Here is a 21,863-nt window from a genome sequence, read left to right as displayed (position 1 = left end):
AAGTGCGCGAAGGCCAAGTGTTCAGCCTGTCGCTTCCCCTGACCCTACCCGGGGGAATGGCACTCAACGCCAACAGGTTTCCACCTATCGTGCGGCCGACGACGCGGGCGGGCGCGGTCAATTTCAATTGTCCGATGAGCGTCGCGATTCCTGGTGCCACCGATGTGATGTCAGACGATTTCGTGGTCCTGCACACTCAGTACTCGACGCAGTGGGATGCCTTCGGGCATGCAGGCGCAGCGTTCGACGCCGATGCCGACAGCATCGACGAACTCCTGTACTACAACGGGTGGCGAGCGGGCGTCGACGTCATTGGCCCACAAGATTCCGGCGCCGCCGGATTGTCGAGCCTCACCGACGTCGACGGCGCGGCCACCGGAAGCGCTTCGACATCGAACGCCGGCCCGGTCGACATCACCCACATGGCCCGCCACGGCGTGCAGGGCCGCGCCGTGCTCGTCGACTTGGCAGCGCACCTCGGCATCGAACGCACCATCGTCGACTTCGACACGTTCGCCGGCATTCTTGCCAAGGACAATGTGGTGGTTGAACCCGGCGATATTCTGGTTCTGCATACCGGGTTTGCCCGCGAAGTCCTGGCACAGGATGGTCGGCCGAGTGCCGATTCGTTGAACGTATGCGCAGTACTCGACGGCGCCGACCAAGGCCTGCACGAATGGATTGACAGCAGCGGTGTGGCCGCGATCGCTGCCGACAACTACGCGGTCGAGGTATTCCCACCGACCACCAAACCGGTAGGCGCTCCTGCTCTCCCGCTACATGAGCTCTGCCTATTCCGGCTTGGAGTGCACCTGGGCGAATTGTGGTGGCTCTCGGAGCTGGCGACCTACCTACGCTCCGCCGGCAGATCCCGGTTCCTTGTCACTGCCCCACCCCTTCGGCTGCCCGGTGCCACGGGGTCGCCGGTCACCCCGATCGCGACGGTATGAAATGACGACAGCAGAGCGAATACTCATCACTGGCGGCGCGTCCGGAATCGGTTTGGCCATCGCCGAGAAGGCAGTGGACAGCGGGTGGGACGTCGTGGTGCTCGACCGACAACCCGGCCCGGTCGGAACGACCGTGATCGCGGACTTGTCTGATACCGCCGACACTGCCCGTGCGCTCGATGCGGCGCTGTCCGACGGCCCGATTACCCGTCTGATCAACAACGTTGGGGCCGTTTTCCCGGCGCTCTTGCGTGAACAATCACTCGACGACGTCGACCGTGCGTACGCGCTCAACCTCCGGTGCGCCGTCCAGTGCACGCAGGCATTGCTGCCCGGGATGTCGGACGCCCGATTCGGCCGGATCGTCAACATGGCATCACGCGCCGCTCTCGGCAAGGAGTTGCGCACCGCGTACTCCGCATCTAAGGCCGGGCTGATCGGCATCACCCGAGTTTGGGCGCTGGAACTGGGACCCGAGGGAATCACCGTGAACGCCATCGGCCCCGGCCCCATCGCCACCGAACTGTTCGCGAAAGCCAACGACGCCGGCCGGACGAAGCAGATCACCGAGGCCATACCTGTCCGACGGATGGGAACGCCCGCCGACATCGCCCACACCGCGGCCTACCTGCTCGACGAGCAGGCCGGATTCATCACGGGACAAACGATTTACGTCTGCGGAGGATTGACCGTCGGAGTGGCACCGATCTGAATCACGTGCCACGCTCTATGAGTCACTGGACGCCGGCATAAGCCGCCGCTGTCGCGAGCGTGTCACAACTGAATAACACAAACCAGTCCAGCACGAACGGTCACGAACGATTTCCGCAGGTTGAAGAGACCGTCCGCGAACGCGCCGAGATTCGCAGAATCCCTCAGACCCACTTGCCAAGTGCAGCCGGCGCCGTTGACGTTCAACTAGTGTCGCGGCCGTTCGCCTGGCTTGGCTGCCCTCTGTCCCGCCAGCGGCCGTCGCCGTAGTTAGCGCGGCACTGGGACGTAGCCGTAGTGGCTGGCGTTGCGACGCAGAGCCTTCCGGGCGCTGGTGTTCTCACCGAGGGCGATCCAGTTCCACAGCACGATCGAGGCGATGCTCCACCATCCGGCCGCCAGATTGTGGCGCTGGGCGTCTTTGATGGCGGCCTCGCACTGGTGGAACGTTCCGGTGACGCTGTAGGTCTGGCTGAGCCAGGCCAGCCCCAGGCCGGTGTGCTTGCGCAGCCGGACGGTGAAGATCGGTTCGCCACTGGGCTGGTACAGGAGTGCCGCCGGGTAGGGCGCGGCGGCGTACGGGTTGCGCGGGTGGGCGCCCGTCACCGGATACTGTTGCGGTGCAGGGATGTTGGGCCACATCGGTTGCTGGTGCGGCACTGCGGTGTTCGGCCTGATCGGTGGGTGTTGCGGCGACGCGGTGTTGGGCCACGTCGGTTGCGGTTGGGGAGCCCACGCCAAGGGCTGTGCAGGCTGCTGCGGGGTGTTCATATCGGTCTCCTTGAGGGTGTTGGGCTTATTGGTTGTCGGGAATGTTGCTGATCATGGCCGCGGCCAGCGCGCTGGATTTGCCGCTGACATCCACCCCGCAGGCCATGGTGTCGGCCACGATGTTGGATGACATCCGCAGTGTGCGTTCACAGGCCCACCCGCCACCGGCTTCCTGGGTCTGCAGCATGGTGAGGGTGGTCTGGTTGGCCTGTAGGTCGGCGAACTCCCAATTCCACGACCGGCCATTGGCGCCGGAGGCGGTGAAGTCACGGTTCGCGCATCCCGCCCAAATACGTTGAGCGTCTTTGAAAAACGCGGTCGTGGCAGGAACCGACGGCATCGCGATCAGCGCCTCGATCACGACATGATTATCAGCGCCGGCGCTATCGCCTGTGACATCGGTGAACTCGCTGCTGCGCACTGCTGTCCAGCCGCTGGAGGCGTAGGTCGAACTCACCGCCGGGTACCAGGGACCCATGCATGTCGCGTCAGCGAACCCGGAATCTGGGCGGAACATATCGGTACGGGTCTTGTGCAACGCCATCGCGGCCGCACCCATCACGACGTTGACCTGATTGGTCGGTAGCAGCATCTGTTCGACCGTGCCGGCGTCGTAGACCGGCGCCTGCAGGGGGGCGCGGTTGGTGCTGGCGACGGCGTCGCCGCCGGTGACTGCGGTGCATCCCGACAGGGCGGCACATGCGGTGGCCCCCGCGATGGCGATGGTGACGCCGCGCGCGGCGGCGGTGCGGATTCCCATGATCGTCCCCTGAGCCCTTCGTACTGATGTTGTAGCGACAGTATCGCATCGCAACATGTTATGCAACAATATTGGGCTGGTTTTGGTGTTGCCGCGATCTGAGCACGCGACTCCGCGGTCGGGAAATGGGGATCTTCGCGGCATGTTTAGCGAGGTCAACCATGATATCCCTGTCGCGTAGGGACGTCGTACTCGCCGTCGCAACAACTATGTTGTTGCGTGACGCCACAACTATGTGCTCCAATGATGCGACAACTTAGCGTAACCCTACGGAGGAAGGTGCGATCGTGAACTTGGCGCAGGATTGGGATTCGCACGTACTGGCGTGCCAAGTGGATCCGGACCGCTGGACCGAGCGTGTCGACGAGGGCGCCAAGGCGCTGTGCCGGGTCTGCCCGCTGCGGTGGCAGTGTGCGCGGGAGGCCTGTGAGACGGCGGGTGCCGAGGGCTTGTGGGCGGGGATCGTCATCCCGGCCGGGGGCCGTGGCCGCACTTTCGCACTGCGCCAGCTGCGCTCATTGGCCGAGCGCGGCGGCTATCCCGTGCGCAAGCGCCGGCGGTACCCGAGTTGGCCAGTCGATGAGCAGGACCCGGACGGCACTTCGGTGGCCGGCCAATCAGACGATGGGCCGAGGGATGGGGAAGCCGGCGACGGACGCGGATAGTCGAGTCGGCTGCCCGTTGCCTGACGTGCCCGGGGCCACTGTCGAGCGGCTGAGCGGCAGGCGCATATCCGAAGACCGCAAAATCGCGCAGAGATCGGACGGTTGAATGGTTCTTGCCGCCATGGGTTTCAGAGTCGCTTGAACAAGAGTCGCGTTTCGGCATGTCCAATTCCTCACCGTTATGCAGTGTCGGCCTAGCGTGGGCATTACGAGGCAACGCAACTCATTGACGCCCTTGGCTGGCTGGCATCGGCGCCGCGGGGTAATTGTTAGGCAGTTGCCTTCGAGTTACGACATTGAGGCATAACAGCTTCGAGGGTGATCGTACGAACGCTATGCTGCTCAACCACTGACCGTGCGAAAGTCGGGTTCTGGGTTCTGGGTTCGGGAGGAGGACCTCAGTCAATTGTCGTACGACATCTTTGCATTTGCGGCGGAAGGGGTGCCCGCAGACGACGTCTCGTTGTTGGAGTGGTTCAAAAAGCAGGCAGAGTGGTCTGAACCGCATTCGTACGACGACGCCGCCGTGACCACTCCCGCGCTCAGCTCGTTCTATCGCGAACTAATTGGTATTTATCCGCCGCTGAACGGGTCCGACGCTCCGGAGTGGGACGACGACATTGAGTGCGCCGACTACGCGATCGGATACTCCATTATCTACGTCGCATTTGGATGGCCGGTCGCCGCGCAGGCCCGCAACGTAGTTCTTCGCCTGGGCGCCGAACACAAGGTCGGTGTGTGCGAAATCAGCGAAGTCCCGTCAGTGATCCACCGACCTCCAACAGACTGAGCAGAGTCCTTGGCGGTCCGTCGGCGTGTGTTTGCGTCGGGACGAACTTCTTGAAGCGCGCCAGGTGCCCCCGCAGACCAGCCCGGACCAGCCGGGTCCTCCAGTCGGTGCCCCCATCGTCGGGCCGCGGGCGAACATCTCCATCAACCCGAGCGTCCCCGCGGCGGTTCACCGCGCATCTGTGACAAACGCTGTCGGTGCTGCACTGCTGTCGCGCCAACGCCGCCACGAAGTCGGCGAATTCCTCCAACTCCTGTCGGGCGAGTGCGCGGACTGTCGCCGTCGGATTGGGTGATCACCCCGCAATGCCCGTCTGGCGGAATCGAGGCCGCGGTCGATCACTAACCTCAGCGGCGGTTCAGCGCGGTGACCAACGCCTCGATGGCGGCGATGGCGTCGGGGGCCAGCCGATCTTCGGCTTCGGTGGCGATGATGGTGTCCGCCGGCACGCCGGCAGCGTTGGCCGCTTCCTCCTGGTTGAGCTCAGCGCGGTGCCGTGCGGCGAATAGGCGCTGGCCCAGGGTGGCTCCAGGTGCCCGGGCGGCCTTGAGCATCAGCTCGGTGTAGGCCTTGCGCACCGCGCTCAACGTCATGACGACCTCCGGGGCGCCCTTGGCGCCGCGGGCGGCGCTGGAGGCCACCGCTTCTAGTCGGCGCAGGTCGGACAGTGTTGCGCTGGCACGTGCGGTGAAGGCTGAATCGCTTGGCGCAGGAAGATTCTCGATGGCGGCGTTGAGACCGCCCAGAGCCATTTGCACCGCTTCGGCCATCAATGGGGCCTGCACGGTGCTGCCGGTGACACCAGTGACGGCCGCGGTGCGGTCGTCGTCGGTGGGAACGGCCGTGACAGCTTCGGGTGGGTAATGGCCGTCGCGCAGTCGTTGGATCGTCCCCCGCGGCCACTGCAGTGCCTCCTCGAGCCGGGCTAATGTCTGGCGTCGGGGGAAGCGGCGACCCTTTTCGAACGCGATCAGGGTTCCTCCGTTGACGATCTTCTCGCGGGCGAGCCACCGCTGGCTGAGTTCGAGTTGTTCGCGCCGGGCGGCTACCGCCCGGCCGGCGCGCAGCACGCCGGGATCGGTGACCTCGAGGTCGCTGTCTTCGGCGAAGTCATCGTCATCTTCGTTGTCGAAAGCCTCGGCCTCGGTGAGGCGCAGATGCACCGGGACGCCATCGGGGTTGCCGAGATGCAGGGTGACATCACCGGTGATCGGTACGGCCGGCTGACGCTCACCGTTCAGGAACATCCCGTTGCGGCTGATGTCCACCGCAGTCCAGCCCTGTGCCGACGGTTCGAGCCGCACGTGGGTGCGAGAAATCCAGGAGTGGTCGACGAGCACTTGGGCGGGAAACGACCGCCCCACCACGATGGGGCCGTCGAACGGCTGGGCGGTGTAACCGCGGCCATCAACCTCGATGACGAGGGCCGGCGTGGTGCCGGCGGGCGTTGTTGTGATCTGTTCCGTGGTCTCCATCGGCGCCCTTCTATCCTGTCTCACCGCTACAACACCATACCGGATGGCAGCCTCAATTTGAAGCATTGATGTTGCGTCACGCGGTGGTGGCATACCGGGCCACCACGGGCGATCGTGTCGCCTTTGACGGCGGATTTTCCTGGTGCCGTGGGGATCTCGCCCCGACTCGCGCCGCCTCTCGGCGAACAGCACCGACCATTCATCCGCTACAACTTGTGGTCCCGCCTTATGGCGCTGCAACACTGCCCCGGCGACGTCGCCGGGGCAGTGTCATGGGAGTTATCAGGCGGTCGGGATGCGATCGGCGATCCTGGTGGCGATCGTCTCGCCCTGGTTGCCGGGGTTGACGCTGCACGCCGCAACGTCGACCACCACGTTGTTGCGTGCGGTCATCGCATGCTGGCAGCCCCATCCCCGGGCACCCTCCAAGGTGGCGAGCGAGGTGAGGACGGTTCGGGTGGTGTTGGCCGAGGCGATGGTCCAGGCGCCGTGATCGCCTGACCCGACGACCTTCAGGGTCACCCCGGTGCATCGTCCCCATTTCTGGGATTCGCTGCTGACATAGGCCTTGGCCTTCTCGGCGCTGGAGAAACTGACGACCCCCTGGAAGACAGTGTGCAGCCACTGATCGTCAGTGGGCTCGCGAAGGATCTGGCTCTGCACCGCCAGGTAGCCGCTGCCGGTGTAGGCGGCTTGCAGCAACGGTCCCCAGGCCCCAGCGCATTGCGGCTGGTCGAGGGTATCGGTGAAGAGGGCATCCCGGGTACCGGGTGCGCGGACGTCCATCCCGTTGACGCCCATGGCGGCATTGATCGCCGCGGGGTCGAGCAGCAGACTGGTCAGGGCCGCTGTCGAGACGGGCTGCGTGGTCGGGGCAGTCGGGGTCGGCGCCGCCGCGGCGGTGGCTGGGGCGATGGTCGGCGTCGAGGTGGCTGCGGGCACGGAATCGTCACTGACACCGACCGTCACCACGGTGGCGACGACGGCCGCGATCGTGGCGGCGGCACCGCCGGCGATCAGCCACCGGCGCTTGCTTCGTGGCGGAGCCGGCGGCGCCCACGGGCCGGGTAGCGGCATCGCCGGGTAGCCGCGCACCCAGGGCCCGGCAGCGGCGGCGGGGGCCGTCGGCGCGAGCCCGATGGCGGGGCGCAAAACCTGCCGACCGTCCTGCGCCTGGGGGTATGCCGCCGGGGCGAGTGGCCGCGGCGCCGGACGGTAATCCGGGCTGCCGAGCCAGGGACGGGCGCGCCAGGCGGTGGGGCTGGGGACGGTGAGGTCTTCGGCGCCGGCCGGGGAGCCGGGGTGGGTGGTGTGCATGGTGGTCTCCTTGTCGGTGGCGGTAGCGGTCGCCGTACTGCTGCAACAAGTGAAGCACGGCGCCACAACTAATGCAACGCCTTAGTTGATGCGCAAACCGTTGTCGCGACGCTGGCATGCTGGTTTAGCTACTGGCGATGTCCGCTCATTTTCCAGCTAAACACTTCTTTTCCGTGTGCATCCACCCGCGCATGATCCAGATATCGCAGCGTGACGCTCGGCCCAATTAGTTGTTGCATCGAGCTGATATCTCTGTCATAGTTGTCGCACAGTTGGTGCGTCGAAGTGGCGAGCACCACCAAGGTCAAGGAGGATGTCGCATGATTTGCAGCTCGATCAGCGCTCTGGCCGGGCTCACCGTCGTCGCCGGTACCGTGGGGCTCGCCTCCGCCGGCGCGGCACCGGTGTCAGCGCCGACGTTTTGGAGCAACACACAAGCCGGGCCGGAAGCGGGCATGGCTGATGCGGCTGCGGTCTCGGCCATCACCGGGTCACCGAACATCGTGGTGGTGGGGTCCAGTCCACGACTGACCGACACGGCGGCGCGGATCTCGCCGAGCGACTGCTTGGGTGCGTGGCGGCCTGGTCAACAGCAGGCGTACGCCGGCCGTCCATGGATCGCGACGGTGACCACGGTGTTGGCCGACGGCAAAGACGCCGACGCGCAACACCTCGTCCAAGAGACTGCTGTGCAGTTCGGCTCCCCCGCCGACGCTCGGCAGTATCTTCAGGACTCGGCCGCGCAGTGGGATGCGTGCGCCCAGCGGGTCGTGACGGTGATCCCCCCGTCTGGAGCGTCGAGGCCGTGGCAACTGGGCCAACCGGTCTCCGCGGCGGGGGCCCCGATGACCCTGGCGCAGATCGGCCCGAGCTCGCGGTGTGAGCGGGCCCTGGCAGCCAAAGCCGACATGGTCATCGACGTCGTCGTCTGCAGCTCGGTCGACGATCCGGTCGGTCAAGGTGCGGTGTTGATCGATGCCATTGCGACACAGTCGAAATCGTGAATGCGAGCGGAGTACGCCTGGGCACCTGTCGCATCCGTAGCCCGGAAAGGGCGCGACAGCCCGCAACCGCACATCGCGATCGACCGACCCATCTGGCCCCGCCAATCTCGCTGGGCGCCAATGTAAAGACCCCGAAATAGCGTTGTCCAGCAAGTACACTCACCCATCGAGAGCCGCAGGAGCAAATGATGAACGACGATCCATGCCGGCGGATCAGTGCCGCGGCAGCATGCGTGATAATTCTCGCCGCAGCAGCCTGCCAGTCGAACCCCGAACCCGCGCAGCCAGCTATCAGCGCGACACCACAACAGACCCAGACACTTCAGCAGCCAGACCTGTTGGACGGCTTCAGCGCCGCACCCGATCCGATGAACGTCTACAAAGCCGGCTTCTACAACATCCTGCGCCAACCCACGGGTCAGAGCGTCGCCATCGTCGGCTACCGCCACACAATCGCCAGGGACGGTAACACGGCCAAGGCAACAGCTTTCGCATTCAACCCGGCGACCAGCGCGTGGGAACCACTTGCCGATGACGAGATCGTCTGGGCGCCCGCCCAACGCACGTGGGTAACCACCGACCTGAGGGAGACCGTCGCACCCGGGCCGACTGGTAGCAAGGGATGGCCCACCGTCAAGAGCACCGGCGTCGAAGGCACCAGCTACGACACGCTGAGTTACGAGGATCTCGGCGGCCGCGCTCTCAGGGATGGGCTCGAGAAGGGCTTCGCCCAGGGTGGACCGCTGCCGGTCTCCGCCACCACCGCGACGTTCAGTGCCGGTGCGCAGGCGTTCGTGCGCACCACCACCACCGTCGATCCGACCTATACCGTGCGCCACATCAGCGACGCCAACACCAACGGCAGCACCGTGGTCGCGGTATATGCCTGCGGCACACCGGCGCCGGACTGCAAAACCCCCGCCGCGACTCTCGACCTCGCCGCCCAGCAGGGCGGCCAGTTCACCAATTTCGCCGGCACCGCTCGACTCGAACTGCACCCCGACGGCACCGCCACCTTGCGGCCGGTCGATGTCGATATTCCGTTCGCAACGTTCACCTACCGCATCGTCGATAACGAGGGGCCAAGGCGGATCGTGTTCGACGCGGCCGATCCCGCAGATGCCGACAAGTTCACCCAGGCGATCGACACCCTGAAAACCTTTGCGCTCTACGAGTACAACGGTCAGGTCGTCGTCGGTATGGCCCAGCCGGCCAACACCACCAGCACCCACTTCGCTGGCTACAACCAGGTCGCCGCCAACGACCTGGTCACCCACTGGACGCCGGCGCTGACTCCGGTGAACCCCTAAACAGCAGGGCAACCGCCCCCGCGTGCGCGAGTTGGCAAAATTGGTGTGTCGGAGCATCTTTGCACCGCGATATCCTGATGGTGGTTCTGCTGTCGGGTCTGGCTTCTAGGAGCATGCGGCCCTCGCGGTACTGCAACGATGGATGGTGTCGGCGCCGGTCAGCAGAACCCGGCGTGTCCTGCGACGCGCTGCTGCGGCGACGGCCTCCGGGCTGTCGACCGCCTGCTGGGTGGTACATCCGCACCCTGCGGCCCGGCCCACCATGATGTTGCCGCACCCGCTGGCCCGATCACATAATGCCAGGCCGCAGGCCCAGCCGTCCGTGCTGCGCAACGCCCTACGCCCATGGAGGCAGTTGTGATCATCATCGGAGTCGACGCCCACAAACGAAGCCACACCATGGTCGCTATCGACGAACAGGGCCGGGCACTCGGCGAACGCACCGTTCAGGCGACCACTCCCGGTCATCATCACGCATTCCGCTGGGCCCGCAAATCCTTTGGCAGCGAACTGTTATGGGCTGTCGAGGATGTGCGGAGTCTGACTGTTCGGCTCGAACGCGAGCTGATCGACGCGGGACATCGAGTCGTTCGAGTACCCACCCACCTGATGGCCCGCAGCCGCAAGACCTCACGGACCCCGGGCAAGTCTGACCCGATCGACGCGTTGGCCGTTGCACGAGTCGCCCTGCGCGAATCCGACTTGCCGGTCGCCACGCACTCTCCACGCACCCGGCAGTTGAAGCTGCTACTCGACCGGCGCGATGACCTGGTGCAGTACCGGACAGCAGCCACCCAGCGCCTGCTGTGGCACCTCCACGAAATAGATCCCACCTATGAGGTCAAGCCCGGCGCGCTGAGCTGGAGCACCACGCAAGCCGCGGTTGCGGACATGCTCACCCGGCATCACGGGCTGGTGGCCGAAATCGCCGGCGAGGAGCTGTGGGACGTTCAGGACGCGACGCCGCGGATCAACGAACTGCAACGCCGCATCGGCACAGTGGTGCGTTCAGCCGCCCCCTCGCTGCTCGAGCTTCATGGTTGTGGACCGCTTACCGCTGCGCGCATCGTTGGTGAAACCGCTGATGTGGGCCGCTTCAAAAGCGAGGCGGCCTTCGCGCGGTGGGCCGGCGTGGCCCCCATTCCGGATTGGTCGGGAACAACCCGCGGACAGCTGCGGCCCTTCCGTGGCGGCAACCGCCAGGTGAACGCCGCGGTGCACATCATCGCATTGACCCAGATCAAGAAGGGTGCGCCGGGCGAGCAGTACTACCGCCAAGTCCGGGACCGGAAAGGATCTCACGGCGCAGCCTTTTCGGCCCTGAAACGTCGTGTGGTTCGCAGCATCTACACGCGCTTGCGCGCCGACCGGTCGCTGCTAGCGGACTAGGCGAAGTCTGTGCCTGCTCATCGAAACTTGTTTACCTGCAGCAGTATTCGGGCTGAGTGGCACCCCGCACGATAGTGAAATCGCCCGTCTTTGGGGTGCACGCGCGTGGTCCGCGGCATGGACCACCATTAGGTCGGGTTCCGCCCATCCCCCTCCCCCATCCACGATTCGTCACAGTGACGCTGGAGCAGTCGCGTCTCAGGGACAGGTAGCGCCGGTCACCGGACATCGTTGCGGGTCGTAATCCCGGGTGCACCCGCGGCCAAGAAACCGGGCGTTGTCGGCGAAGTCCGGGTCGACCCAGCGCCCGATCACCAGGACGCTGATCCGTTCGGCGCCGGCGCGGCGCAGGGTCAGCGCCGCTGATTGCGCCCGGGAGCCGGTGGTCCAGGTGTCGTCGAGGATCAGGACATGCTGTCCGGTGAGGTCGATGGGTGGACACAGCACGAACTGCTCGTCAGTGACGATGCGATCTTCGGTGGCGTGCGGTGCGGCGGCCAACAGGGGTGATCGGTCGGCGGCGCCCATGTCGTGGGCCAGTGCCAGGAACGGGTGTAGCCCGGGCCGGCCGCGCAATGACGGTATGGCCAGCCGGCGGGTGATCGGTTGTCCGACAAGGGCTTCGATGCACGGTTGGTGCTGCGCGAGGCCGAGGTAGAGCAGCCAGTTGATGATCCGGAGGTGCTGGAATCGGACACCGGCGTTGAGATCGTCTTTGTAGTGGCGAAGCATCACCGCAGATTGCTGCCCGGCGATAGCGTAGGTGAGCGGGACGACGAGGTCGGCCACGCCGGCGAGGGACGCGGATTGGCTGCACCGCCAACAGGTTGGGTATCCATCGACCGGGGTGGTACAGATCGAGCAGGTGCGTCCGGCGTCCCGGACAACGTTGTGCAGGTAGCCGCCAGCGGTGCTGGTGAGCAGTCGTTGCACGCTGGCGACGCGGTCAATGGGCATCGTCGTCGGTGCCGGGAAGGACCGCGAGTTCGGCGGTGCGGGCGGTGGTGATGATGTCTTCGACAATCCCCAGGACGTCGGCGGTGCTGCCGGCGACATAGACACCGTGGCGGCCGGCCAGGGTTCGGCCCCACTCGGTGTCGGTGGCGACGGTATCGGTGAGGATGACCGGTCGGCCGTGCGCGAGGGCGGCGCGGGCCTGGTGACGGGTGCCGCTGTGTTCTCCGGCTTCGACGATTATCGACGCGTAGCCGAGCCCGGACATGGTGGCGTTGCGCAGCGGGAAGTTGTGCCGGTGCGGCGGGGCGTCGGGCCAGAACTGGGATACCAGGGCACCGGTGGTGGCGACTTGGCGGTGCAGCTGCGCGCTGGCGTCGTTGTCCGGGTAGACGCCGGTGATCCCGGTGCCGATGACGCCGATCGGCAGTCCCCCGGCGGCCAGGGTGGCGCGGTGTGCGGCGGTGTCGATGCCGGCGGCGAGTCCGGAGATCACCATGATGCCGCGCTCGGCCAGCCCGGTGGCGATGTGGCTGGCAATCGTACGGCCGCGTGGGCTGGCCACGCGGGCTCCGACGACCGAGACGCCGACGTCGTCGGGGTGTAGGTGTCCTTTAACGAACAGAATCGGCGGCATATCGTGGACGGTGCGAAGTCGCAGCGGGTAGTCCTCGTCGAGGACGGTGATCAGCCGAAAATCGGTGTCCCGCCAAGCGGTCAGCCGGGCGTGGGCGCGGTCGATCTCTGGTTGGAAATCCATCCCGTCGAAGGTGAGCGGGTGCAGGTCTTGCCAGAGTGCGCAGGCCGAGCCGCGTAGCGACACTTCCGCGGAGATGGTTGGCCAGCTGGTGTCGCCGCGGCGCTGGCCGGCCAAGGCTGGCCGCTCTTGGAGCAGCGCCAGCATCGCGATGTGCTCGGCATGGACATCGGGCTCCATGATGAGCACAGTAGGGCCGTCCGCTGACAGCGCCCGCAGGCGAGGCGGATAGTCGCGTGAACTTCCTCGGACCGTAACCGGGTCGGGACGCTCGGCGCCCGCGGTCACGGCGCGCACAGTTACGACACGCGTATCGCCAGTTAACCGCCGATTTATCCGTCAGTGAAATACTGACAGGGTGGCCGCACGCCCGAAAGTCCATCGCAGCGAGGTGGGTCGGGCCATCGTGATGGTCGCGGGTCGGCGCGCGAAGGTCGATGATCCCCATCGCTGGCGGCTACCGGATTCGCCGGACTCTGACCCTCGTGAAGTCCTCGATTACCTGCGCAAATTCAGCGGTGCGAGCACTCCGCGCTGGGTTTTGCAGGCCGATGTGTGCGATGCGTTGACGCTGAATAATTGGCTGTGGTGGGAGGATCGGCGCCGGGAGTTGCATTTTCTGCGCGCCGGCCGCGACCGGGGGCTGTTTCTGTCCCAGCTGGGCGCTCAGGTCGGTGTGGGCAAACAGGGCGTCCTCGACAGGATCGACCGTCTTGAAGCGTTACTGCGGTACGACCGGCCCGATGAGAAGATCACCCGCGCCGCGCGGCGTCTGGATCAGGAAGCCCGCGAGCGTGCCCCGGATGAATTGGCCTGGGTGGAGTGCCACCGCGACGAGATCCTCGCGGTGATCGACGAGCTGGCGGGGCAGGCCGACCGGTTCGCCATCGATGAGGAGGGCAGGGAGTGGCTCGACGAGCTGGTCATCGACGCCCGTGATGATGACCTGCGCCCCGCCACGATGGTGGTGTTGGGCCTGGCTAGTGCGGAGCTGCGGACCGCGCCAGCCGTGCTCGAGCTGGACAGCAGCCGACCGTTCGCGGTGCATACGGTGTTGGCCCGCGCTGACCGGTTACGGTGCGACTTCGCCGCGATCGGCGCCAGTGCGGGCTCCGGGCGGCCAGTCGTGGCAGCGGACTAGCGGCCGCCTGCGTCAGGAGGCGCGCAGGTCGGCCGGCCGCACGCGGTGCAGGGCGGACTCGCGCAGCAGGTGGGCGACGCTAACGCCGAGGCGCTCGGCTTCTTGGCGCAGCTCGCCGAGATCGGCCGGGGAGAACCGGACATACACACCCTCGGTGAGCTGGCGCGTTTCGCTCTTGACCCTGCCCACGTTCACTCCTTCGGCACCCTCGTAGTCGTGGCGCTGCCTGGCGGCATGTCGCTAGTTTACGCCACATATGTCCTTAATTAGCAACATCTGCCGCTGTCAGCGCGTCGGATGCCACTACGATGCCGCTACTTAGGAGCATAATGCTTCTACGGAAGGAGCATGCCCCGCAGCGGGCTGACACGCGATGACGCAACCCAAGCAGCCACCGGCCGGTGTGGAGACCACGCCGCAAGGGTCGGTCGTGTCGCTCAAGGTTGCCGCAGCCCGGCTGGGGAAAGATCCGCGCACGCTGATCCGGGCGATCACCGCCGGTGAGTTGCGCGGCGGGGCGATGCCGCGCCCCGAAAGGCTGCGCTGGTACGTCTATACCGACGCACTACCACCCGAGCCGGGCGCGGTCCCCTCTGGGGCGCCGGGTGCCGTGGTCGAGGAGCTGCGTGCGCAGGTGGTGTCGCTGCAGGAGGCGAACCGGCTGCTGATCGCCGCGCAGCAGGACCTGCTGGATGCCGACCAGTCGACGCACGAAGCCGCCGACAAATACCGGGCGGTGGCGCGCAACTATCTGGACGCGCTGGCACAGTTCATGACCCCGGGGCATCTGGGCGAGCTGGCCGACCTGTAGGTCGGGTGGCCGTCCGAGACGGCCCCGGGGCTCAGCTTCGCACAAACCGCCCGCAAGCCAGCAGAGTTCAAAATGCCGTCCGTACCGAGTCGGCGCACAGCGTCTCGGCGAGCATTTCGGGTGTGGCGTCGAATTGTGCGAGACCGCCGGCGATCGCAGTGGACGACGATGTCGCCGGGTGTGGTCGCAGCGGGTCCGGGCTTGGGCGGGTCTTCCTGATCGACCTCCCCCGGTCTGGCCGCAGGCCACCTCCGTAGGCGTGTGCGGCGCGGCTGGACACCCACGCCGGCCCGAGCGCATGCGGTCACTCCCCTAGATCACTCGCTAGGCCTCTCACCTGGAAAATACGGATAACTTGCGGACAAACGCCGGACGAGTTTCCGTATATATCACGGCTCTTATCCCGCGTGATTGCCCGTGTCACTCACGGGTGCTCAACGGCTGTCAAGCCGTGCTATCAACGTCACTTCACCGGGATTACGCCGTCCGTTGACACGTCCGTGCCACCGCATGAATGACCGATCTACGGCGGCACTTTTCACGTCCGTGCACCCGGACGTCTCCACCGCGGTGTTCACCTGCTGTTCCACGGGCGACCACACGGCGGGACATCCGCACCGGCGGACCGCCGTAGCACGGGACCGACACCCGTACGTGAATGCGGTCGGGGACGCGTGCGCCGGTACCCACGTGGTGGCGCACGGTGGCACTGCCGAACCCACCTGCGGCGACACTTCATAACCGCCGTGCGGGAACTCGGCCACATAATCAGGCGGGACGCCGCCGGAGAACCCGTCCTGGTGGTCAGGTGAGTAACGGTTCGGACTCACGGCCGTGTGCCTGACGGGTAACCGTGCGTGTTGTCGGTAAATTGCCGCGCATGACCATGAACGGACCAGCCAGGGCCATCCTCGTGGCCAACCAGAAGGGCGGGGTGGGGAAGTCGACCACCGTCGCCGCAGTCGCTGAAATGATTGCCGCCGGCGGCCGCCGGGGATACCGCGTGCTCGTGGTCGACGGTGATCCGCAGGCCAACGTGACCGTGGAAGACCTCGGCGTCGACGGGGACAAGGGCCGATCGCTGGCCCAGACACTGCAGTTCGGGGCGCCGCTGGCGCCCGTACGCGACGTCCGTCCAAACCTCGACGTCATTGCGGGCGGCCCGCAAGTGGCAGTCGTTGGCGCCAGCGCCCATCTGATGGCCGAAAGCGGCATCAACATGACTGAGCACCTGCAGACCCAGCTCGAGGCGCTGTGCCAAGCCGAGGGTTACGACCTGGTCGTCATCGACTCAGGGCCCGGCGACGTACCGCTGCTGGACACCTACCTGTCGGTGGCCAACTATCTGTTGATTCCCACTCGCGACGATCAGGCCAGCATCGGCGGCGTCGCGCGTCTTGCCCAACGATTCTGGCGTGCCCGCAAAAACGGCGCCCTCATCCAGCTGCTCGGAGTACTGCTCTTCGATGTCAACCCCCGCGCCGTGAAACGCAACCAAGAAGTGTTCGCCCAAATCAACGAGATGCTCGAGGGGAGCGGGACTTCCCCGTTCGACATCACCATCCGCTCCGCTCCGGCCGCGGCTGTCGACATGCGGACACTGCACAAGACCGCCGGCGAACTGGTCGCGTTGGCCAATGATGACCGCCGCCTTCGCCTTTCGCGCCTGAGAGACAATAAAAGTCCCGAGCGTGCCCTGTGGACCAGTGACCCCAGCCCGCTGGCCGCCGACTACCAGGAGCTCGTCCGCGAGATCGTCAAACGGCTGGCGCGCTTCGAGTCCATGGCGGCCGCGCAGACCCAGGAGCGTGTCGGATGACACCGCCTCGCGCCAAGAGCAAGCCCGTCTTCGATCCATCAGCGCTCGACGACGATCTCGACGACTTGTGGCCCGGAAAACCCACGCCGCCGCGGCCGCAAACCGTTACGACCACACCGCGGCCGGCGCCGACGGCTGCACCGCTGTCCGCGCCGGCCGCACCCTCACCCGCCACACCGGCACCGCAGCGGTCAGCCGCGAAGCCGTTGCCCGCTGCGACACCGGCATCCCGGCTACGTAGTGTGGCCGCCGCGGCCAGCGCGGGACAGGTGCAGACCCGCTACCGGCCGCCGGAAGTCTTGCTCTCCGCCGAGGTGTACGACGCGCTTTACCAGCTCCAGATCGCGGAGAAGAAGAGCCGGCGTGGCCTGGCCCGCCCGATGGGCGCCATCGTTCTGGATGCGATTGAACGGCACGCCGATCGGCTCGCGACAACATGGGACACCATGGAGGAGACGGTCGGGGAGGGGGGCCTGTTCGCTCGCCCGTCGTCCAGCGCCGTGCCGCGGCGCCGCCGCCACGCGGTCGCTCCTCGCACCGTCGTCCTCTCTGGGGTCAACGCGGCCAACGGCCGGCGCCTCGACGAGCTTGTTCCCGCGTGGGGAGCTGGAACCCGCAGCGCGCTTGTCGAGCAGGCCCTGCGTTACGAATTCAACCTCACCTAAGCCGTCACAGTGACGCAATAGGCGCAGCCCTCGGGTAGGGCGGAAACCGTCCCCCGCGGGCGCGAAATCGGCACTCGGGAGCGCATCGCGCTGCCACGGCCAGGGCGCGCGCCGCCCGGTTTTCCGGCGGCCACCGCGCTTGCTGCACATCGCCCATCTCGCCCGAGGGCCGCTGCCCGACGTCGGCGTTACCCGTCCGCGGTCAACCGGGACGATCGGTTTGTGACGCGGCTCCAGGAAACGTCCCGCGGCAAGCTGCGGGCGAACGCGCGCTGGGCACGATCAGCGCGCTATAGCGCTGGGGGAGTGCCTGACCGCAAGCCGAGCACGGGGGCAACCGCCGGCAACTGGATATCGCCTCAGCAACGGTCAGCGCAATCCCGACGGCTGCGGTGGACAAGCGTTTGGTGCGGATTCACCGGCCTGGCGAGGCGATTTCCGATTAACCGCGGTTAAGTGGCAAACAACAGGTGCGCAGCGCGGCCGGAGGCGCGGTTCGATGTGGTGCACTCTGCCGGTGTGTCGCTGTGGCCGACAACCCCAAAACGCGCATCGGCCACTACTGTCAACAGCGACCGATCCGAAGTACCCCGCAGTGCGGGGGAAGCACACGGAAGGCCATTCATGGCTATTCACGTTGTTCTGAATCAAAAAGGTGGCGTCGGCAAAAGTACGATCGCCGTCAATCTGGCCGCCGTCACCGCCGACGTCCTCAATGATGACGACCCTGAGGCGAGCTCTCCGGTGGCCGCCGTGTCCGTCGACCCACAGGGCTCGGCGGTGTGGTGGGCGGCCCGCATGAAGGATCTCCCCTTCCATGTCGTCCAGGCGCACGATGACCTCGAAGGCCTCGCCGGCATCAAGAACCTCCCCGGCATCAAACACGTGTACATCGATACCCCCGGCTGGATCGACCTCAGCGCCGGCGAGGATGGCGACGACCCGCTGGGGAGGGGCCCGTCCGCCGACGCGCTGCGTGCCGTCCTCGACGTCGCCGATCAGATCATCGTGCCCATCGAAACCGAGCCGCTGAGCTTTGACCCCACTGCCCGCACGATCAACAAGGTCATTCGCCCGCGCGGCATTCCGTACCTCGTTGTCATCAACAATTGGGACCCGCGCGACGGGCAGGGTGATCTGCGGGAGACCCAAGCGTTCGTCAAGGCCAATGGTTGGCCTCTGGCCAAGACCGTGATTCGGCACTACAAGCTGCACGCACGGGCCAGTGCCGACGGGCAAGTTGTCACCGAGTACCCCCTCAACCGCGTCGCCCTGCAAGCCCGCGAAGACTTCTACAGATTCGCGCTCGAGCTCAACATCGGGGGAGGACGCTGACATGGGCCGTGGGCAACGCACCAGCCTCGCCGATCTCGCCAGCGCCGTGGGGGACCACTCGCCGGTCGAGAAAGCGACCACACCGACGCCCACACCGCGCACGGTTGCGCTGCGCGATCTGACGCCCAATCCGCGTAACCCGCGCGATGACCTCGGTGATCTGAAAGATCTCGAGTCCATCGCCGACCTGCAGCTGCAGGCCGTCACCGTCGTCACTCAGTCGGCGTACCTGGCGCTGTACCCCGACGATGCCATCCGCACCCGTTACGTGGTCATCAACGGTTGCCGCCGACTCGCTGCCGCTCACCGGTACGGGCGCACCGATCTCGCCATCGTCGTCAACGACCAGATCGCCCGCGACCGTATCACCCTGATCTCGGCAGCCATCGCAGAAAACGTCGACCGGCAAGACCTTGATGTCATCGAAGAGGCCAAGGCGGTGGAATCGCTGGTCGTCGAATGCGGTCGAGCCGATATCGCCGCCCAACGGCTGCACAAGACGGCCGCCTGGGTCTCTCAACGCCGAGCGCTCCTGCAGCTCGCGCCCGAGCTCCAGACTGCGCTGCGCCGCGGCGAGCTTGCCATCCGAGAAGCCCGCACGCTGGCCCGGGTCCCGCACTGGGAACAGGTCGCGCGGTGGAACGCCGCGCTGGACAAAGCGAAGGCCGACCAAGAATCGTCCGACGATCCGGGATCGCGGCAGCGGAAGCCCCCCGTGCCCACGCGTGCGGTAACGGCTGCCTTGGGCAAGTTCGATACCAATCCGGCCTTATTGGCCGGTGCCCTCCGCGAGTTCCTCGGTGCCGATGGGCTTAAGACACTCATGGGACTGCTCGAGCACTCTTAGTGCCGCGACGCCTCGCTGGCCCTGCGTCGCACGGGACAGCATTTGCCTGCGATGGTTTACCGTAGCCGGCCACTGCAGCCCTCAACTCGCCCGGGCCTGCCGGGCTGCGTGGGGCGCGGTTTGGAGCTGACCGCCCGGATCCAGGATGGCCCAACGGGTTTGACGCCAATAGAACGGTGTGGAGTACATATCGGCGGGGGAGTGGGCCCGGTAGCCGAGCTCCAGTGTGGCGATGCGGGCGGGTTGGTCCAGGCGGGACCGACACGGAGCGCACGCCAGGAAGCCATGGGCGGCCGTGCTTGGGTCCGGATCGGGGTCGCCGGTGGTGCGGCTCAGGAGCACATCGCCGGTGTAGCAGCATCCGTCGAGCATGATTTCGCAGTGCCCACTGGCGCGAGCTCTGATCAACGCCGACGGGGCCGCTGGAGCGTAAGGCTGTTGGGGTGCAGGGCAATTCAGCGTCCCCACCTGCTGATGCAGCACGACAGGCGGGGGCGGGGCTGTCGCCACGCTAGTCAAGTAGTCGATCGCCACACGATCCTCGCCGTCAAGCCAGATGCCGGCCCACATTCCCCAGGATGCCTTGGTGCGCAACGCTTCTCGGGCGCACCAGCCCCGCACCGGGCAAGCCAGGCAACCGCGCAGTGCGACGCTGCGGTCGTCACGGTTGAACCACCGGTCGGGATCGGCGTGGCATGGCAGGCCAGCCGACGCCCCCGGTCCCGAGCCCGGCACGCGGCTCATCGTGCCGTTCCGCCCCCGCGGCGCCGGCGGCGCGCCGCGATCTCGTTGAGTGCGTGCCGCGCCGCGGCATGACCGGAGCCGCCCAGCGCCGCCCGCCCCGACTGGCGTGCCTGGTCGGCGACTTCGCGTTCCTCGAACTGGCGCTGCACCCGCTGCCGGGCAGCCGCCAGCTCGGCCTCCTCGCGCGCGACGTCCAGCGCCGACGGGCGTTCCTCGAGGTTGCCGTGCGTGGCGAGGACCTTGCCGAGCAGCCCGATCGGCTTGTGGGGGCTGTCCGGAAGCCAATGTCCGGTGCCGATCCAGTCGGTGAGCAGCTGGTTGAGATCCCGTGGCGTCCAACCGTGTCGGGCGGGACCGGCGAGGATCGCCGCCCACGGCGCTCCGGTGCGGTAGCGCCGAGCCCACGGGGGACTTTGCTCGTCGCACAGCCAGGCGTTTGCTAGGGCGAGCCCTTGTTGGTCGAGGCTTCGGCGCCGCGGAGCGGCGCTGCGACCAGCGCCTTGGCGCTGGCTGGTGGTAGTTAGTGATTTCTTAGGTGAGGTTTTATGAACTAAAAGAGACCCTCCGGGATGGGGTGACAGCGTTCGAAATCGGTTGTCGTGCAAAGCCCATACCGATGCCCAGCCACGGCCCCGATCGCCGACGCGCCAGCTGGCGAAACGCTCGGCCCGGGTGCGCTGGCGACCGCGCACCACCTCGGTGGCCACCCCCAGCAGGCGCAGCGTCGTCGAGGCGCGCTGCACCGTCCGGACCGACAGTCCGGTGATCCCGGCCAGCCGTGCGTTGGTGGGCCGGCACTCGCGCCCGGTACGGTGATCGGCGAACGAGGCGCGTGCTTCGGCGACGGCCACTACTGTTTTGAGGCTCACCGGGTTTCCCGGCATCACAGGCCGGACATGGGTGTCGTAGCGCTCTTTGTAGGCCTTGGGGACGGTGGTGTGCACCCATTGACGGGACCGACCGCTCCAGCAGGGGATCGATGCCCATGGGACGTCGATGTGGAGTGCAACGCGAGGGACGTGGTCGGCGCAGTGGCCGCCGGCGCGGAGGATCCATTGGGGCGCGGTGCGCGCGACACCGCGGCGCGGTCGCACCTTCGTGCAGCCGCGGTAGGGGCGAAGGGCATGGGCGTACTGGCCACGGTGCGCCAGGTCTAGACCGACCGATGGGTGTGCGCTACCGTGGAATGCGTCTTTCATGACGATTCCCTTTGGAAGTGGGGAGAACGCGAAAGCACACCGATTTGGGCGGCAACCCGAATCGACGACCCTCGGCCGTCATGGCCGGGGGTTTCGCGTTGGAGGGGCTTTCGCTTGACCTATGCAGTTGTGCCGCGACTGGCGGCAACCAGCCCGGAAGCGTTGTGGCCGAACCCCTTTCGTCTCACGCGGACGGACATCCGTCCGGTTGGAGATGACGGATATCCGCCATCTGTGGGTGAGGTGACGGATATCCGTCCGGGCAGAAGGGTCCGCCTGCCTTAGTCAGGCTGACGGGTATCCGTCCTGCCGGTCGTGACGGATATCCGTCACCTCATGGTCGAGGATGCCTCAGATGCGCCCGGGATCGGTGCGTGACACGCCGCAACACTGTTCACATCTGTCACGGCAGTGTCAGCCTCTGCTCGCCGACCTGGCCTGGCGCCAGG

Annotated in this window: 22 protein-coding genes and 1 pseudogene; 14 read left to right on the top strand and 9 right to left on the bottom strand. The window is 66.5% G+C overall.

Annotation, left to right across the window (positions count from 1 at the left end):
- Positions 1 to 134 precede the first annotated feature (134 nt).
- Both EV580_RS33035 and EV580_RS33030 read left to right on the top strand, forming a co-directional pair.
- The gene (locus tag EV580_RS33035) at positions 135 to 950 is read left to right on the top strand and encodes a cyclase family protein (protein WP_286171980.1); all 816 of its coding nucleotides are present in this window, start codon (positions 135 to 137) and stop codon (positions 948 to 950) included.
- Position 951: 1 nt separating this feature from the next.
- On the top strand, positions 952 to 1,662 hold the full coding sequence (locus EV580_RS33030; protein ID WP_108055418.1) for an SDR family oxidoreductase: 711 nt from the start codon (positions 952 to 954) through the stop codon (positions 1,660 to 1,662).
- Between the two features lie 269 nt (positions 1,663 to 1,931).
- On the opposite strand, the gene EV580_RS34695 is transcribed toward EV580_RS33030, so the two are convergent.
- Together EV580_RS34695 and EV580_RS33020 are read right to left on the bottom strand one after the other, a co-directional pair.
- Entirely contained in the window at positions 1,932 to 2,432 is a 501-nt protein-coding gene (locus EV580_RS34695; RefSeq protein ID WP_133697090.1) for a hypothetical protein, read from the bottom strand.
- Positions 2,433 to 2,457: 25 nt separating this feature from the next.
- A complete protein-coding gene (locus EV580_RS33020; RefSeq protein ID WP_166655001.1) occupies positions 2,458 to 3,192 on the bottom strand; it encodes a sensor domain-containing protein in 735 nt (244 codons plus the stop codon).
- Positions 3,193 to 3,479: 287 nt separating this feature from the next.
- Here EV580_RS33020 and EV580_RS33015 point away from each other — a divergent pair.
- Together EV580_RS33015 and EV580_RS33010 are read left to right on the top strand one after the other, a co-directional pair.
- Positions 3,480 to 3,752 (top strand): annotated as a pseudogene (locus EV580_RS33015) (WhiB family transcriptional regulator); the annotation flags it as partial.
- A 511-nt stretch (positions 3,753 to 4,263) separates the two neighbouring features.
- Positions 4,264 to 4,647, top strand: coding sequence for a hypothetical protein (locus tag EV580_RS33010; RefSeq protein WP_132165612.1), 384 nt, complete (start codon positions 4,264 to 4,266; stop codon positions 4,645 to 4,647).
- Positions 4,648 to 4,994: 347 nt separating this feature from the next.
- Here EV580_RS33010 and EV580_RS33005 read toward each other — a convergent pair whose 3' ends face one another.
- Together EV580_RS33005 and EV580_RS33000 are read right to left on the bottom strand one after the other, a co-directional pair.
- On the bottom strand, positions 4,995 to 6,122 hold the full coding sequence (locus EV580_RS33005) for an FHA domain-containing protein (RefSeq protein ID WP_166655000.1): 1,128 nt from the start codon (positions 6,120 to 6,122) through the stop codon (positions 4,995 to 4,997).
- Between the two features lie 282 nt (positions 6,123 to 6,404).
- Positions 6,405 to 7,439, bottom strand: a complete 1,035-nt coding sequence (locus EV580_RS33000) for a sensor domain-containing protein (RefSeq protein ID WP_133697084.1) — start codon at positions 7,437 to 7,439, stop codon at positions 6,405 to 6,407.
- Positions 7,440 to 7,759: 320 nt separating this feature from the next.
- Here EV580_RS33000 and EV580_RS32995 point away from each other — a divergent pair, with 320 nt between their 5' ends.
- The 3 genes from EV580_RS32995 to EV580_RS32985 all read left to right on the top strand — a co-directional run bounded on the left by EV580_RS32995 (position 7,760) and on the right by EV580_RS32985 (position 11,142).
- The gene (locus tag EV580_RS32995; RefSeq protein ID WP_108055425.1) at positions 7,760 to 8,443 is read left to right on the top strand and encodes a sensor domain-containing protein; all 684 of its coding nucleotides are present in this window, start codon (positions 7,760 to 7,762) and stop codon (positions 8,441 to 8,443) included.
- 188 nt (positions 8,444 to 8,631) lie between these two features.
- Entirely contained in the window at positions 8,632 to 9,753 is a 1,122-nt protein-coding gene (locus EV580_RS32990) for a hypothetical protein (protein ID WP_133697083.1), read from the top strand.
- Positions 9,754 to 10,098: 345 nt separating this feature from the next.
- A complete protein-coding gene (locus EV580_RS32985) occupies positions 10,099 to 11,142 on the top strand; it encodes an IS110 family RNA-guided transposase (protein WP_502703955.1) in 1,044 nt (347 codons plus the stop codon).
- 198 nt (positions 11,143 to 11,340) lie between these two features.
- Here the strand turns inward: EV580_RS32985 and EV580_RS32980 are convergent, their stop codons facing one another.
- On the bottom strand, positions 11,341 to 12,099 hold the full coding sequence (locus EV580_RS32980) for an amidophosphoribosyltransferase (RefSeq protein ID WP_133697081.1): 759 nt from the start codon (positions 12,097 to 12,099) through the stop codon (positions 11,341 to 11,343).
- A complete protein-coding gene (locus tag EV580_RS32975) occupies positions 12,089 to 13,033 on the bottom strand; it encodes a DNA-processing protein DprA (RefSeq protein WP_133697079.1) in 945 nt (314 codons plus the stop codon). Before EV580_RS32975 ends, EV580_RS32980 begins: the two co-directional genes overlap by 11 nt.
- A gap of 178 nt (positions 13,034 to 13,211) precedes the next feature.
- Here EV580_RS32975 and EV580_RS32970 point away from each other — a divergent pair, with 178 nt between their 5' ends.
- Complete coding sequence (locus tag EV580_RS32970; RefSeq protein WP_133697078.1) at positions 13,212 to 13,994, top strand: hypothetical protein; 783 nt, start codon at positions 13,212 to 13,214, stop codon at positions 13,992 to 13,994.
- A 12-nt stretch (positions 13,995 to 14,006) separates the two neighbouring features.
- On the opposite strand, the gene EV580_RS34005 is transcribed toward EV580_RS32970, so the two are convergent.
- Positions 14,007 to 14,183, bottom strand: a complete 177-nt coding sequence (locus tag EV580_RS34005) for a hypothetical protein (RefSeq protein WP_165934768.1) — start codon at positions 14,181 to 14,183, stop codon at positions 14,007 to 14,009.
- Between the two features lie 184 nt (positions 14,184 to 14,367).
- Here EV580_RS34005 and EV580_RS32965 point away from each other — a divergent pair, with 184 nt between their 5' ends.
- The 5 genes from EV580_RS32965 to EV580_RS32945 all read left to right on the top strand — a co-directional run bounded on the left by EV580_RS32965 (position 14,368) and on the right by EV580_RS32945 (position 19,471).
- Positions 14,368 to 14,805 carry a hypothetical protein gene (locus EV580_RS32965; RefSeq protein WP_133697076.1) on the top strand — a complete coding sequence of 146 codons (438 nt, stop codon included), beginning with the start codon at positions 14,368 to 14,370 and terminating at the stop codon, positions 14,803 to 14,805.
- An 880-nt stretch (positions 14,806 to 15,685) separates the two neighbouring features.
- On the top strand, positions 15,686 to 16,624 hold the full coding sequence (locus EV580_RS32960; protein WP_133697074.1) for a ParA family protein: 939 nt from the start codon (positions 15,686 to 15,688) through the stop codon (positions 16,622 to 16,624).
- Positions 16,621 to 17,289, top strand: a complete 669-nt coding sequence (locus tag EV580_RS32955) for a hypothetical protein (protein WP_133697072.1) — start codon at positions 16,621 to 16,623, stop codon at positions 17,287 to 17,289. The genes EV580_RS32960 and EV580_RS32955 overlap by 4 nt, the downstream gene beginning before the upstream one ends.
- Before the next feature lie 624 nt (positions 17,290 to 17,913).
- Positions 17,914 to 18,624, top strand: coding sequence for a nucleotide-binding protein (locus EV580_RS32950; protein WP_133697190.1), 711 nt, complete (start codon positions 17,914 to 17,916; stop codon positions 18,622 to 18,624).
- Between the two features lies 1 nt (position 18,625).
- Positions 18,626 to 19,471: a ParB/RepB/Spo0J family partition protein gene (locus EV580_RS32945; protein WP_133697070.1), complete on the top strand. Its 846-nt coding sequence runs from the start codon at positions 18,626 to 18,628 to the stop codon at positions 19,469 to 19,471.
- 81 nt (positions 19,472 to 19,552) lie between these two features.
- On the opposite strand, the gene EV580_RS32940 is transcribed toward EV580_RS32945, so the two are convergent.
- The gene (locus EV580_RS32940) at positions 19,553 to 20,215 is read right to left on the bottom strand and encodes a WhiB family transcriptional regulator (protein WP_133697069.1); all 663 of its coding nucleotides are present in this window, start codon (positions 20,213 to 20,215) and stop codon (positions 19,553 to 19,555) included.
- Entirely contained in the window at positions 20,212 to 21,159 is a 948-nt protein-coding gene (locus tag EV580_RS32935) for a helix-turn-helix domain-containing protein (RefSeq protein ID WP_286171978.1), read from the bottom strand. The genes EV580_RS32940 and EV580_RS32935 overlap by 4 nt, the downstream gene beginning before the upstream one ends.
- 54 nt (positions 21,160 to 21,213) lie before the next feature.
- On the opposite strand from EV580_RS32935, the gene EV580_RS34435 reads away from it, so the two are divergent.
- Positions 21,214 to 21,372: a hypothetical protein gene (locus tag EV580_RS34435; RefSeq protein ID WP_286171977.1), complete on the top strand. Its 159-nt coding sequence runs from the start codon at positions 21,214 to 21,216 to the stop codon at positions 21,370 to 21,372.
- Positions 21,373 to 21,863 lie beyond the last annotated feature (491 nt).

The sequence above is a fragment of the Mycobacterium sp. BK086 genome (genome assembly GCA_004362315.1).
Taxonomy (GTDB): Bacteria; Actinomycetota; Actinomycetes; order Mycobacteriales; family Mycobacteriaceae; genus Mycobacterium.
The sequence above is the reverse complement of the archived record's forward strand: the minus strand, read 5'-3'. Positions and strand labels throughout refer to the sequence as shown.

Coding starts and splice junctions, on each gene's coding strand:
- EV580_RS33035 (WP_286171980.1), top strand. CDS start 135: ATGAGCGTCGCGATTCCTGGTGCCACCGATGTGATGTCAGACGATTTC.
- EV580_RS33030 (WP_108055418.1), top strand. CDS start 952: ATGACGACAGCAGAGCGAATACTCATCACTGGCGGCGCGTCCGGAATC.
- EV580_RS34695 (WP_133697090.1), bottom strand. CDS start 2,432: ATGAACACCCCGCAGCAGCCTGCACAGCCCTTGGCGTGGGCTCCCCAA.
- EV580_RS33020 (WP_166655001.1), bottom strand. CDS start 3,192: ATGGGAATCCGCACCGCCGCCGCGCGCGGCGTCACCATCGCCATCGCG.
- EV580_RS33005 (WP_166655000.1), bottom strand. CDS start 6,122: ATGGAGACCACGGAACAGATCACAACAACGCCCGCCGGCACCACGCCG.
- EV580_RS33000 (WP_133697084.1), bottom strand. CDS start 7,439: ATGCACACCACCCACCCCGGCTCCCCGGCCGGCGCCGAAGACCTCACC.
- EV580_RS32995 (WP_108055425.1), top strand. CDS start 7,760: ATGATTTGCAGCTCGATCAGCGCTCTGGCCGGGCTCACCGTCGTCGCC.
- EV580_RS32990 (WP_133697083.1), top strand. CDS start 8,632: ATGAACGACGATCCATGCCGGCGGATCAGTGCCGCGGCAGCATGCGTG.
- EV580_RS32985 (WP_502703955.1), top strand. CDS start 10,099: ATGGAGGCAGTTGTGATCATCATCGGAGTCGACGCCCACAAACGAAGC.
- EV580_RS32980 (WP_133697081.1), bottom strand. CDS start 12,099: ATGCCCATTGACCGCGTCGCCAGCGTGCAACGACTGCTCACCAGCACC.
- EV580_RS32975 (WP_133697079.1), bottom strand. CDS start 13,033: ATGGAGCCCGATGTCCATGCCGAGCACATCGCGATGCTGGCGCTGCTC.
- EV580_RS32965 (WP_133697076.1), top strand. CDS start 14,368: ATGACGCAACCCAAGCAGCCACCGGCCGGTGTGGAGACCACGCCGCAA.
- EV580_RS32960 (WP_133697074.1), top strand. CDS start 15,686: ATGACCATGAACGGACCAGCCAGGGCCATCCTCGTGGCCAACCAGAAG.
- EV580_RS32955 (WP_133697072.1), top strand. CDS start 16,621: ATGACACCGCCTCGCGCCAAGAGCAAGCCCGTCTTCGATCCATCAGCG.
- EV580_RS32950 (WP_133697190.1), top strand. CDS start 17,914: ATGGCTATTCACGTTGTTCTGAATCAAAAAGGTGGCGTCGGCAAAAGT.
- EV580_RS32945 (WP_133697070.1), top strand. CDS start 18,626: ATGGGCCGTGGGCAACGCACCAGCCTCGCCGATCTCGCCAGCGCCGTG.
- EV580_RS32940 (WP_133697069.1), bottom strand. CDS start 20,215: ATGAGCCGCGTGCCGGGCTCGGGACCGGGGGCGTCGGCTGGCCTGCCA.